A 12,952-nucleotide genomic window follows, 5' to 3' on the forward strand; every position below is an offset into this window, starting at 1 on the left:
GCATGGGAAATGAACCGGGAGGTGGTTCTGAACCCGGACGAAAAGTGAACAATTTTTTTCAAAAAAAAGCGACATCTCTGTTGACATAAAGCGCCTTCAATCCTGCCTTGCCACCAAAACGCTACCGTTACATTGCGAAAAACGATACGATCCACAAAACCCGAAAGAGCTTGCGGACTTTAAAAAACAACTGCACTCATTCCTCGCCAATCTGGCTTCCGAATCCCCCTACATCGCTCGTGGCATTATTAATCAAAGACCATATGCCCCTGAAGAGCCATCATCCCGTTTAGGTCTTGCAGCCATACTCGTCAAACGTCTCGATGCCAGAAACGCACCCGGACTTCAAGCATTGAGCGATGAGGAAAAAGATGAATTGAGAGCAAAGGCAAAAGAAGAGCAAGAGTGGCTCAAAAACTCAGACTGGTAAAACACTCACCGCCCAACGAACGGGTTAACGATTCTCAAGCCCATAATGTTGTGCTCGTTGTGAAGGTCTTCTGAATAGAGAGTATCGCAATCTGCCTGAAGCGCGGCAGCGACAATCAGTGAATCGTAGTAACTGTAACCCCAACGCTCCTTTACGTCGAGCGCTACCCGGCAGAGATCAATCGTTGTGTTGACCCGACACAGTCCTGCAAGCACCGAATCGAGATATTTCCGGCAATCAGCGACTGAAAAGGGAACCTCGAACTTTTTGGTCGCTACGTTGATGAACTCCTGAACGACCTGCGCGCTGATGCCCCCTTTGCCACCCTGCAAGGCACTCCTGATGAGGCCGGTCGCAACCTCCTTCTTTGAGGGATTCGCTTGATCCAGAGAGTAAACAATAATGTTGGTGTCAAGAAAATAGTTACCGCTCATTCATCTCCTCCCGGCTGAACTTTCTTCCCGGCCTGACGTAGTTAAGAGAGTGCATCAGTGCATCGAACTCCCTTGCCCGCGCTTCCGCCTTCACATATTGCCGGAGCCAGCCCCTGAAAGTTTCGTTCAGGGTGGTATGCTCACGTTGCGCCTTCTCCCGCGCCTTGCGAATCAGCTCTTCATCGGCGCTGAGGGTAATGTTTTTCAACATTTTTGACTCCTAATTAATCTTCTTGGTGTACACGGCTTTCGCGTACAATATACCAAAGAATCATCAAAATAGTTCATGAGATACTCCCCGATGCCGATGGAGTAAAATCCTATCCCACCCGCTCGAAACAGGCTACCGTCTCGATGTGGTTGGTCTGCGGGAACATGTCCACCGGCTGGGCGGAGCTCATGCGATAGCCTCGGGCGGCGATCTCTTTGCCGTCGCGGGCGAGGTTGTCGGGGTTGCAACTGACGTAAACGATGCGGTCGGGCTGAAGCTTGAGCATGGTGTCGAGCGCTTTGGGGTGCATTCCGGCGCGTGGGGGGTCGGTGACGATGATGCGGGGTTTGGCGTAGGGTTCGAGCGCCTCCTGCATGGCGTGGAAGTTTTTGAGGTCGGCCTGAAAGAAAACTGTGTTTGCGAGGCCATTGAGTTCGGCGTTCATCTCGGCGTCCTTGACGGCGCTTTCGACCACCTCGATGCCGATGGCCTGCTTGCAGTGGCGGGCGAGGTAGAGCGTGATGGTGCCGGTGCCGCAGTAGAGGTCATAGACCGTGTCCTCCGGCGTGATGCCGCCGACGGCGATGATCTGGTCGTAGAGCGTTTCGGCCTGGCGGGTGTTGGTCTGGAAGAAGGAGTTGGCGGAAATCCGGAAGTCGAGGTCGCCGAGCCGTTCGGTCACAAATCCTTCGCCGCTGATGACGTACTCTTGCTCACCGACCGCGACCGTGTTTTTGCGCGTGGTAACGTTGTTGAGCAGGGTCATCTGCTGCTCCGGCATGGCCACTTCGAGCTGCTCCTTCAGCGCTTGCATAAGCGCCGCGTCATACCACGAGGTGACGATGTTGACCATGAGCTGATCGTAGCGCTCGCTGTAGCGGAGCATGAGGTTGCGCAGGTACCCTTCGTGCGCTTTGGCGGCGTAAGGCGCGAGGCCGCGTTCGAGGGCGAAGTCGCGTACAGCGTTCAGCACCCGGTTCATGCACTCTTTGGCGAGGTAGCAGGTGTCGAGGTCGAGCACCTTCTCGAAGTTGCCCGGCGCGTGAAAGCCGAGGGCGAAGGTTTTGGGTTTGGCGAGCTGGTCGCTGTCGATCTCGCTCTGGAGCAGGTAGCGCATGTTGGAGCAGGAGAACTCCACCTTGTTGCGGTAGTGCAGCGCGTCGGGCGCGGCCAGCACCGGCAGCACCTCGGGGTTCTCGAAGCCGCCGATGTGCGCGAGCGAGTCGGTCACCTTTTTGTGCTTGTAGCGAAGCTGCGCCTCGTAGCTGACGTGCATCCACTTGCACCCGCCGCAGGAGCCGAAGACCGGGCAGACCGGCTCGACGCGATCCGGCGACGCTTCGAGCACCTCGATAGCCTTCGCTTCGAGGTAGCGCGACTTGACCTTGTAAACCTGCGCCGAGACGCGGTCGCCGGGTGCGAGAATGCCGGAGACCATCACGCCCATCCCCTCGGTTGTTTTGCCGAAGCACTTGTCGCGCTCGGCGTGGTCGATGATGTTGAGTTCGATGATGTCGCCTTTTCTGTAGCGGATTTCCTGTTGTTCCAATGGAGTTCGATGAAAAGATTATCGTGAATGCAATGGCGGGCCGACAAGCAACGCAGCGCCGAAGACCCCCGCGCTGTCGCCAAGCAGCGGCGGCAGAAGCGGAATGTCGAACGAGTGGTTGAAGACGTTTTTGGCGATGGCCTCGCGCGCCTCCGGGGTGTAGAGCTGGCGGATGTTGCCCACGCCGCCGCCTATGATGACGAGGTCGGGGTCGAGAATGTTGATGACCGCGGCCAGCGCTACGCCGAATTTTTCGACGAGCCGCTCGATGGTCTGCCGCGCGAAGTCGTCGCGGCCCGTCGATGCGGCGATCTGCTTCAGTGAGGCTTTGCGACCACTGAGAGCCGCGTAGTGACGTTCGAGCGCCGGGCCGGAGATGACCGTCTCGACGCAGCCGCGCCACCCGCAATAGCATTTCGCGTTTTCACCCGGCACCGGATTGTGGCCCCACTCTCCGGCGATGCCGTGCGCGCCGCGTACCACCCGCCCGTCGCGCACGATGCCGCCGCCAACGCCGGTGCCGAGGATGATGCCGAAGGCCGTCGCGCCGGGCCGGGCCATCTCGTCGCGCCCCGCGCCAAGCATCGACTCGGCGAGCGCGAAGCAGTTGGCGTCGTTCTCGATCAGTACCTCCAGCCGGAGCGCCTCGCGCAAATCGCGCAAGAGCGGCATTCCGTTCAGGCAGACGGTGTTCGAGTTGCTGATAACCCCGTCGCTGCCATCAGCGCGTCCGGGCGTACCGATGCCGATTTGCTCCGGCAGATCGAGGCCCGACTTTTCAGCCATCGTCTCGACGAGACTTTTGATCTGCATCAGGATGTGGCCGTAGCCTTGCTCCTGCTCCGTGGGGATTCGGTGGCGCAAGACGGGGCGCGATTCTTCGTCGAGAATCACCCCCTCGATCTTGGTGCCGCCGAGATCGATTCCCCAGCGATTCATTCCGCGCCTCCTGTCCGCATCGCCCGCTGGTGGATGAAGTTTTTGACAAACCAGGCGAACGCCGTATAGATCACCGCCGCGCAGGCGAGGCCGATCACGATACCGCCAAGCACGTCGCCGGGGTAGTGCACGCCGATGTAAATCCGCGAAAAGGCAACCATGGCGGCGTAGAAAATCACGACCACGGCGAACGCCTTGTCAACCGTTTCGCCCTTCCAGAAGAAGAGCCAGACGAGGCTCGCGATGACGGTCGAGTTGGCGGCGTGCGAAGAGGCGAACGACCACGAGCGCGTCTGATCAACCAGCAACCGCACCCCGTCGAGAGCGAAGCAGGGGCGCACGCGCTGGAACAGTGGTTTGAAAATACCGGAAGCGGTGTAGTCAGCGAGGCCGATGGCGAGAAGGATCAGGGGAACGACGTAGAGAGCGTCCTTCCCCTTTCTGACGAAAATGAAGAGTCCGAAGAGCACGAAAAGGTGAAACGAGAGCTTCGGGCTGGTCAGCATCAGCATCAGGTCGTCCAGCTCCGGACGGACCAGGCCGTGGTTCAGGAGCTGGAAAAGCCACGCATCCGCCTGTTCGAGACCGCCCATCTTGGGTTACTTTTTCTTGCCTCCCTTTTTCGAGCCCTGCGCCGGTTTGGTGGCGGCGGCAACCTGCTTGGCCGCAGCGGCCTTGTCCTCGTCGGTGATGGTGGCGTTCATGTAGGCCTGCTGGGCAATGCTGAAGACGTTGAACATCAGGTAGTACAGCCCCAGGCCCGCCGGCATGTTGTTGAAGAAGAGCAGCATCATGATCGGGAACATCCAGAGCATGATCTTCATCTGCTCGTTGGGCTGCGCGGTCGGCGTGATCTTCTGCTGGAAAAACACGGTCACGGCCATCAGGATCGGCATGAGGGCGATATGGTCGCCGTAGAGCGGAATCGAGAAGCCGAAGTCGAAGATCGAATCGGGCACAGAGAGATCCTTCGCCCAGAGGAAGCCGTGCTGGCGAAGCTGGATCGAGGAGCGGAACACGTAGAACATCGCGAAAAGCAGCGGCATCTGGATCAAGGTCGGCAGGCACCCGCCGAGCGGATTGACGCCCGCCTCCTTGTAGATGCGTCCGAGTTCGCTCTGCATCTTGGCGGGGTTGTCCTTGTACTTCTCCTGAAGCTCCTGCATCATCGGCTGCAGGGCGGCCATCTTTTTCATCGACTTGGTCGAGGCCAGCGAAAGCGGATAGGTCACCATCTTGATGAGGAAGGCGAAGATGATGATGATGAGACCGTAGTTGGTCACATACTTGTTCATCCAGTTGAAGATCGGCAAAATGAGATATTCAGCGAACGGGCGGGTAAGCCAGTCCCAGCCGAAGTCCATGATCTTTTCGAGCCCGACGCCCAGCGAGCGCACGGTGTTGTAGGAGAGCGGCCCAACATAGAGGCGGTAGCGGTCATCAACGACGTTCTGGCCCACCGGAACCGCCATTTTCAGGGCCGCGACGTAGTTCTCGAATTCGCCGCCAGCCTTTTTCGAGCCTTGCAGATAGACCCCTTCGGTGCTCCTCTGCGGTATGATTGCCGAGACGAAATACTTGTTCCTGACAGCAATCCATTCAGCCTTTCCCGACTCCTCTTCCTGATAGGATTTCTTGGCGTCGCTGGCATCGAGCTTGAGCAGACCGCCGCCGAGATAAGCGCCGGCAAGCGCGTTGGCCGACTCGTCCACCTTATCCTTTTCGGAGTACACCAGGCCCCCGTCCCAATTGAGCTGGTACGCATTGCCAGCAATGGTCGAACCGAAACCATTGAGCTTGAGGTCGTAATCGACCACATAGCTGTCGCCGCTGAAGGTGTAGGTCACCGTGATGCTGCGCGCGGCATCGACATCGAGTACATAGCTGACCGAGAGCTTCTCTTTGCCGGTTACCGTTTCGGAGGTTTTGGCGTCGAGACTTCTGAAATAGAGATCGCGCGTGTCGATGCGCTTGCCGTCACTGCTCAAAAAGAGCATGGAGAGCGCGCCTTTATCGCCGGAGGAGACCAGATTGAAGGGCTTGCCGTTCACATCGAAGTGCTTTTTGAGCACGAGCGACTTGAGCGTGGCGCCTTTGGAGGAGAGCTTCGCCGTGAACAGATCGTTGTTGACGGTGATGGTTTTTTCCGTGCCGACCGAGGCCTGTGCGAACGAACCGAAGCTGTCCGCCTTTGCCGTCGCCGCCATTGCCGGTGACGGAGCAGGCAATGAATCCGTGGGTGCTTTCTGAACCGCCTCGCGTGGAGCCGTCGCCTTTTCAAGCCCCAGCTTCTGCTCGGGCTTCATGAACTGGAGCCATACGATCATGATCGCAGCAATCAGGGCAAACCCTATCACCGAATTTCTGTCCATTACTTCGAATCTTTTGAATTACCTGCGGATTTCACTGATTTTGGCGGCACCGGATCGTAACCGCCTTTTGAAAACGGATTGCAACGAAGCACCCTCCAGACGGTCAGCCAGGAGGCGTAGAAAAAATTGTGCTGCCGGAACGCCTCAATGGCATAGTGGGAACAGGTGGGATGGTACTTGCAGGAGGGGCCAAGCATCGGAGAAATGAACGACTGGTAAAACTTTATCAGGAGAATCGGCACGAAGTTCAGCAGTTGACCAGGGGTACTGCCGTTGTTTTCCGTCCCGTTATTCCGTTGATTGCCCGTATTATTCAACCCTGTCGCCCTCCCGCGCCTGCGGCAGCCTGTTCGATAGAAGATTTTTCAGCATGTGCCGTATTTCAGCCCGGAACCTCTCCAGCGCCGGAATGGCATCGGCCCGGCCCCGGTATAAAAACGCCAGCATCACCTGATAATCAACTTTCCCGGCTTCAGAAGCAAGCGCTCTGGTCAAAATATTTTTTTCGAGCCGGTAAGCCTCGCGCATCAGGCGCTTGATCCGGTTGCGATCAACGGCTCTTGGGGCAAGCTTCTTGCCAACGGTAAACAGCACCCTGACCGGCATTCCGGGGGCCTGATCGACCGGTTGCGTAAAAGAGTAGATCAGCAGGAGCGAACCTCCCTTTAAGCGGCCGCCCTGGTTGAACAGACGGGAAATGGCGCTTTTTCCCCGGACTATTTCGGCCTTTGGCAGGGCATTTGAGCGTTTTTCCGAAAGCATGCCGTTCATGCACGCTGAACAGTCCGGAAGTCGAAGCATGGCTCCCTTCCGGCCTGTACGTTACCGTTTCGACGAGCTCATCGAGCTGCTGACGCTCAGGGAGTGACGACCCTTGGCGCGGCGGGAGTTAATAACCCTGCGACCGTTCTTGGTAGCCATTCTCTGCCTGAAGCCATGCTTGTTGCGCCTTTTCCTGTTGCTCGGCTGAAAAGTCCTTTTCATCTCCTCAAAACTCCTCTCAAATGATTGATTAAAAATACAGGACGTTCAATGTATCATTTTACTCACTGATAAACAAGAAAACTCGACATTCAAACACTTGTCAACACCCTCGACCCAAACAGATTTCCACACTGTGGATAACTTGTGGATAAAAATATTTCCGCCCACCAGAACCCAATAAACAGCGCCATACCAAGCCATCAACATATGTGGACAACTTTTCCGCACAAAACCAATAAGTAAATACAAAACAACAGGATACGATGTTGAGAAATCCGTTTGCGAACCACACTCGATCTGTTGCCAAAATCGGTAGCGTGATTGTTTTTTGTCCACCGAAAACAGTACCTTGTAAACAGAAAATGTTGATGAATCACCAAAACAGCGCCTTTCCCGCTCCACTCCCATGCCCGATACGATCCAGCAAGAAGCTCCAGAGCAACTGAAAATAACCCCGACGCATGGCAAGCCATTCGCGGAAAAGGTATGGAGCGCGTGTCTCGGGCTGATCGAGGAGAACATCAACAGCCTGGCCTTCAAAACCTGGTTCCTGCCGATCAAGCCACTCTCGTTTTCCGGAAGCGAACTGACCATCGAGGTGCCGAGTCAGTTTTTCTACGAGTGGATCGAAGAGAACTACTCGGTGCACGTCAAGCAGGCGCTCCGCCAGGTAATCGGTCCGGAAGCGAAGCTGATGTACTCCATCGTGATGGACAAATCACAGGGCCAGCCAGTGACCATCGAACTACCCCACCAGACCGACGCCGCTCCGGCGGAAAGAAAGGGGCGCGCAGAGGATTTCGGAGAGAAAGCTCCGACCAGACGTGAACGATTCGAAAACGGACGCGCCAGGTTCGAGTGTAACCTCAACCCGAAATACACCTTTTCGACCCTCATCCGGGGCGATTGCAACTCGCTGGCGTTCGCCGCATCAAAATCGATCGCCCAGAATCCCGGCCAGAACGCCTTCAACCCGCTGGTCATCTACGGTGGCGTGGGGCTGGGCAAGACTCACATGATGCAGGCCATCGGCAACTCGGTACTTGAAAACCGCATCTCCGACGCCGTACTCTACGTGTCGAGCGAAAAGTTCGCCATCGATTTCGTCAACGCAATCCAGAACGGCAACATCCAGGAGTTTTCGTCGTTCTACCGGAACATCGACGTGCTGATTATCGACGACATCCAGTTTTTCGCCGGCAAAGAGAAGACCCAGGAGGAAATCTTCCACATTTTCAACACCCTGCATCAGTCCAACAAGCAGATCATCCTCTCGGCTGACCGGCCAATCAAGGAGATCAAGGGGATCGAAGATCGGCTCATTTCGCGCTTCAACTGGGGACTCTCGACCGACATCCAGGCTCCGGAGTACGAAACCCGCAAGGCGATCATCCAGAGCAAGCTCAAGCAGAGTGGCGTGTCGCTCGATCCGGTAGTGATCGAATTCATCGCGACCAACGTCACCAACAACGTTCGCGAGCTCGAAGGGTGCATCGTCAAGCTGCTGGCCGCCCACTCGCTCGACAACCAGGAGATCGACCTGGCCTTCACCAAATCGACCCTCAAGGATATCATCCGGTACAATACCAAGCAACTCACTCTCGAAACGATTGAAAAAGCGGTCTGTGGCTATTTTTCGATCACCCCGAACGACCTCAAGGGCAAATCGAAAAAAAAGGAGATTGCCGTCGGACGGCAAATCGCCATGTATCTGTCCAAAGAGATGACCGGCTCATCACTGAAAACCATCGGTCTGCACTTCGGTGGACGCGACCACTCAACGGTCATCCACGCCCTGAACACCATCGAAAAAAAGGTCGTCGCGTCAAACGATGAGCGCAAGAAAATCGAGGAACTCAGGAAAAGAATCGAAATCATGTCGATGTAACCGGTAAACTGTGTATAACCTGTTAAATTCCTGTTGACGGATTCTTGATGAGTACGCACTTATCAACACTGAGCGGAATTCATGAAAATGCCCCAACAAACCACCAACATGGCCCCCGGTAAGAAATGCACAGTTCATCCACACAAAAAAACGTCTCAAGCATCCCGGTAAACTGTTCATTTATAAAAAGATAGAATCAAGGGGCGGCAAGCAGTCCAGATTTCCACACGATCAACAACAACAACAACTCCTTTATATAAAAGAATAAAGATTGTAAGAAGATGAAATTCAATACGACCATCAAGCGACTCCAGGAGGCTGCCAACCGGGTCATTCTTGCCGTACCGGCCAAGTCACTGGATGCACGTTTCGACAATATCAACATGACCCTTGAAAACGGGATGCTTACGATGTACGCTACTGATGGTGAGCTGTCGATCACCACGAAGTGCGACGTGGCTTCGACTGACAAAGGGAACATTGCTATCCGGGCCAGGACATTGCAGGATTTTCTGCGCAGTATGTATGAAACCGACGTCACCTTCGATATTGAGCGGCAGTCGATCGGCGAACTCGGTACCATTCACATCGCTACCGACAAGGGGCGGTACCGCATTCCGTGTACCTTCACCTCAAAACCGGAGAACCAGGAGCGGAATTTCGACCTCTCCATTGAGCTTCAGCCCAACGAGTTGCAGGACATGATCCACAAGACGCTCTTTGCGTGCAGCGTTGATGGCATGCGCCCGGCGATGATGGGGGTTTTGTTCGAGTTCGATGAAGAGCACATCACCGCCGTATCGACCGACGGCCATCGGCTTGTCCGTTGCCGCAAAAAAGCCGTGGTAGCAGTTACCGAAAAGCAGAAGATCGTCGTGCCTGCACGAGTCCTCTCCATCATTCAGAGAATGGTGACCGGCGAAGAGGTGAAGATGACCATCGACTCGGAACGCCGGAACGTCAAATTCAAAACCGATACCATGGAGCTGGAGTCGGCGCTCATCGTTGAACCCTATCCCAACTACGAGGCGGTCATACCGGTCGAGAACGACAAACAGCTCGTCACCGATCGTGGGCAATTGCACGATTCGGTCAAGAGGGTCGGAAGGTTTTCGAGCATCGGCGACCTGAAGCTCAGCGCCCAGGATTCGCAGATCAGGGTGATGGCCGAGAACGCCAGCGAGGGAGAGTCCGCGCAGGAAGAGTTTGGGTGTACCTTTAACGGAGAGGAGATCACCATCGGCTTTAACACGAAATTTGTCGAGGCGGCGCTTTCGCATATCGACACCGACGAGGTGCTGATCGAGATGAATTCGCCGAAAACCGCCGTGCTTTTCAAACCGAAAAGCGCGGAAAAGACGGATGACCTCATGATTCTGGTCATGCCGGTCAGAATCAATAACTGACTGGAAGTGAGTTGCGGCTGAAGAACATCACCGTCGAGCATTTCAGGAACCACCGCCACCTGGAGTTCGAGCCGGGACAACGCATTACCAACATTCACGGTAGTAACGGCTCAGGTAAGACAACGATACTCGAGGCGATCCACTATTGCGCACTGACCAGAGGGTTCAGTGGTAACAGCGACAGGGATTGCCTCAGGTTCGGGGAGGAGCTGTTCACCATACGCTCCTCCTTTGAGAGTGACCGTGGCGGCGAAACCAGGGTCGTCGTGGCATACGAGCCAGAGAGGCAGAAGCGGATTCTGGTCAACGACCAGGAGTTACCGACCTTTTCAAAGCATATTGGCCTCATTCCGTGCGTAACCTTCACGCCGAGGGAGCTGGTCATCATCACCGGTGGGCCGGTTGAACGACGCCGGTTCATCGATACGGCTATCTGCCAGTACGACAGGAAGTATCTTTCCGATCTGTTGCAGTATCGCAGAGTACTGCAACAGCGTAATGCCCTGTTGGCTTCATACGGCGACCCGGCGGCCGTCGAAACATCGCTGGAGGTGCTCACCGATCAGCTCGTTACGCACGCCGTAGAGATCGTCGCGGCAAGAGAGCGATTTATCAACAGTTTCAGCGTAATGCTCGATGAGGTGTATCGATGGCATCCGGATGGGGCAAAAAACGCAATTACCTATCACTCAACGCTTCAGCACGGTGAAACGCACCTCTCGAAAGCAGAGATGCTTACCTGTTTCAGCCAACGGTATCGCGCCCTGAAGCGGCAGGAGTTGCTGAGAAGACAGACCCTGGCAGGCCCGCACAGGGATGATCTGCAATTATACCTCAATGGCAGGGAGATACGAAAATACGCCTCGCAGGGACAGCAACGCGCGTTCCTGGTGGCGATGAAAATGACCATGCACGCCTATCTGCACGAACATTCAGACGAGATGCCGGTCGCGTTGCTCGACGACCTGTTCAGCGAACTGGATTCGAAGGTATCGGCCATCATGCTTGAAACGCTCTCGTCGAAGGGACAGGTCATTATCACATCGACGGAAAAAAGAGAAGGAGAGGCAATGACGGCATTTTCAATCGATGATTACAGGATTACGTCAGGAAAAGAAAAATGACGAAAAAAAAATCACCAAGAGCGCTTGGTTCACTCATGTCTGATGTGTGTCGGAAAATTGGCATGACCGAGGCATACGAAGAGTACAGAACGCTTCAGATGTGGGAGAGCGTTGTCGGAGAAGCTATATCGAGGGTAACGTCGGTTGAGAAGATCAAAGAGGGTGAGTTGTATGTCAGGGTACGGAATCCATCGTGGAGGATGGAACTCAATTTTCGGAAACGGGATATTGTGGCGCGACTGAACAAGGCTATCGGTTACCAGATGATCAGAACGATCATTTTCAGATAAACAGGAAACGCTGCTTTTCCACAGCGTTTCCTGTTTATTATAAGTTACTATAAATAAATAACTTAATCAGATATTGCAGGTGAGGTTGTACATCTCGATCATCTTTTCCGCGAATGATTTTCCAAACACTCTGCACTGCTCGAATTCAGGCTCGTGAGGTTGGAACTTCACCATCAGGTTCTTGTCGAACACCTTGAGCTTGAGATTGGCCAGATTGCTTTCGATGATCTTCACACCTTCACCGCTCCAGCCATATGAACCAAAAGCTGCGGTCAGTTTGCCACGATCGCGCAAAGGATTGAGCACAGCAAAGATGTTGTAAATCTGCTGGACGATGTTCTGGTTGATGGTCGGAGAACCGATGATGATGCCCATCGAGTGAGCGATCTTCTCTTCGAGCTTTTCGGATGACATATTCTCGATATCACAAACATCGACGTTGAAGTCACATGCCGACCGCAAACCTTCGGCAATCTTCTGGGCGAGCACCGAGGTGTTTTCGTACGCGGAGACGTAGGCGATGAGAATGCTCTTTTCGTTTGGCATCGCGATGGCCGCTTGTGAAAAACGCTGGGAACGATCGACGTACTTTTTCCAGTCCGAACGGAGAATCGGGCCGTGACCGGGACAAATTGTGTGAATGTCAAGCGGACGAATCTTTTCAATCGCCTGAAGCATGTACTTGCTGAAGGGTCTCAGAATTGCGTCAAAGTAGTATTTGAAAGCGTCGTCGAAATCACCGCAAAGGTCGTCATACATCGCTTCGTTGCAGTAGTGGGAGCCGAAAGAGTCGCAGGTGAAGAGTACGCGATCTTCTTCGAGCCACGAGTAGATCGTGTCGGGCCAGTGCAGGTTGGGCGCGCCGATAAAGTGGATCGTCTTGTTGCCGAGGTCGAGCTTGTCGCCGTTCTTGACGACAATGTGCTTGAAGTCGTGACCGGTCTGGTCGCGCAGAAATTTGATGGCGTTACCGCTACCGACCACGGTGGCGTTGGGCGCAACAGAGAGTAGGTTATGCACGTTGCCGGAGTGGTCTGGTTCGGTGTGATCGACGATAATGTATTCGATCTCCTCGGGATTGACCACCTTCTTGATTTTCTCGAGGTAAGTTGGCCAGAACTTCAGCTTGGTGGTTTCGACTACTGTTTTTTTTTCGGCATTGATGAAGTAAGAGTTGTAAGTGGTGCCGTATTTGGTTTCCATGACGATATCGAAAGTGATAAGGCCCGGATCGAGTACGCCAATCCAGGAAACATCGTCGGTAATCGGGAGTATTTTGTCGTCAATCATAAAATGTTAAGTATTTTGTTTGATAAAATCATGAT

14 protein-coding genes are annotated in these 12,952 nt (G+C 54.6%); 4 read left to right on the forward strand and 10 right to left on the reverse strand.

The window, feature by feature from the left end:
* Nucleotides 1-435: 435 nt before the first annotated feature.
* From EST62_RS05915 to rpmH, 9 genes are all read right to left on the reverse strand, one after another.
* Entirely contained in the window at nucleotides 436-864 is a 429-nt protein-coding gene (locus EST62_RS05915; protein ID WP_129051188.1) for a PIN domain-containing protein, read from the reverse strand.
* Complete coding sequence (locus EST62_RS05920; protein ID WP_209019411.1) at nucleotides 854-1,075, reverse strand: hypothetical protein; 222 nt, start codon at nucleotides 1,073-1,075, stop codon at nucleotides 854-856. The genes EST62_RS05915 and EST62_RS05920 overlap by 11 nt, the downstream gene beginning before the upstream one ends.
* Nucleotides 1,076-1,184: 109 nt before the next feature.
* Nucleotides 1,185-2,624, reverse strand: coding sequence for a 23S rRNA (uracil(1939)-C(5))-methyltransferase RlmD (rlmD, locus tag EST62_RS05925; protein ID WP_129051189.1), 1,440 nt, complete (start codon nucleotides 2,622-2,624; stop codon nucleotides 1,185-1,187).
* Nucleotides 2,625-2,642: 18 nt separating this feature from the next.
* Complete coding sequence (locus tag EST62_RS05930) at nucleotides 2,643-3,563, reverse strand: ROK family protein (protein ID WP_129051190.1); 921 nt, start codon at nucleotides 3,561-3,563, stop codon at nucleotides 2,643-2,645.
* Entirely contained in the window at nucleotides 3,560-4,156 is a 597-nt protein-coding gene (locus tag EST62_RS05935) for a phosphatase PAP2 family protein (RefSeq protein ID WP_129051191.1), read from the reverse strand. Before EST62_RS05935 ends, EST62_RS05930 begins: the two co-directional genes overlap by 4 nt.
* A 6-nt stretch (nucleotides 4,157-4,162) precedes the next feature.
* The gene (gene yidC / locus EST62_RS05940; RefSeq protein WP_129051192.1) at nucleotides 4,163-5,935 is read right to left on the reverse strand and encodes a membrane protein insertase YidC; all 1,773 of its coding nucleotides are present in this window, start codon (nucleotides 5,933-5,935) and stop codon (nucleotides 4,163-4,165) included.
* Nucleotides 5,935-6,186, reverse strand: a complete 252-nt coding sequence (yidD, locus tag EST62_RS05945) for a membrane protein insertion efficiency factor YidD (protein WP_129051311.1) — start codon at nucleotides 6,184-6,186, stop codon at nucleotides 5,935-5,937. Before yidD ends, yidC begins: the two co-directional genes overlap by 1 nt.
* A 58-nt stretch (nucleotides 6,187-6,244) precedes the next feature.
* Entirely contained in the window at nucleotides 6,245-6,706 is a 462-nt protein-coding gene (locus tag EST62_RS05950) for a ribonuclease P protein component (RefSeq protein ID WP_129051312.1), read from the reverse strand.
* Nucleotides 6,707-6,757: 51 nt separating this feature from the next.
* Nucleotides 6,758-6,919 carry a 50S ribosomal protein L34 gene (rpmH, locus tag EST62_RS05955; protein WP_129051193.1) on the reverse strand — a complete coding sequence of 54 codons (162 nt, stop codon included), beginning with the start codon at nucleotides 6,917-6,919 and terminating at the stop codon, nucleotides 6,758-6,760.
* 406 nt (nucleotides 6,920-7,325) lie between these two features.
* Here rpmH and dnaA point away from each other — a divergent pair, with 406 nt between their 5' ends.
* From dnaA to EST62_RS05975, 4 genes are all read left to right on the forward strand, one after another.
* Complete coding sequence (dnaA, locus tag EST62_RS05960) at nucleotides 7,326-8,807, forward strand: chromosomal replication initiator protein DnaA (RefSeq protein ID WP_129051194.1); 1,482 nt, start codon at nucleotides 7,326-7,328, stop codon at nucleotides 8,805-8,807.
* Nucleotides 8,808-9,088: 281 nt separating this feature from the next.
* Nucleotides 9,089-10,213: a DNA polymerase III subunit beta gene (gene dnaN, locus EST62_RS05965; RefSeq protein ID WP_129051195.1), complete on the forward strand. Its 1,125-nt coding sequence runs from the start codon at nucleotides 9,089-9,091 to the stop codon at nucleotides 10,211-10,213.
* 11 nt (nucleotides 10,214-10,224) lie between these two features.
* Nucleotides 10,225-11,337, forward strand: coding sequence for a DNA replication/repair protein RecF (locus tag EST62_RS05970; protein WP_129051196.1), 1,113 nt, complete (start codon nucleotides 10,225-10,227; stop codon nucleotides 11,335-11,337).
* Nucleotides 11,338-11,372: 35 nt separating this feature from the next.
* Nucleotides 11,373-11,627 carry a DUF721 domain-containing protein gene (locus tag EST62_RS05975; RefSeq protein WP_245153493.1) on the forward strand — a complete coding sequence of 85 codons (255 nt, stop codon included), beginning with the start codon at nucleotides 11,373-11,375 and terminating at the stop codon, nucleotides 11,625-11,627.
* 66 nt (nucleotides 11,628-11,693) lie between these two features.
* Here the strand turns inward: EST62_RS05975 and EST62_RS05980 are convergent, their stop codons facing one another.
* A complete protein-coding gene (locus tag EST62_RS05980) occupies nucleotides 11,694-12,917 on the reverse strand; it encodes an FprA family A-type flavoprotein (protein WP_129051198.1) in 1,224 nt (407 codons plus the stop codon).
* Nucleotides 12,918-12,952: the final 35 nt, after the last annotated feature.

This window comes from Chlorobaculum sp. 24CR (genome assembly GCF_004118635.1).
GTDB lineage: Bacteria > Bacteroidota > Chlorobiia > Chlorobiales > Chlorobiaceae > Chlorobaculum.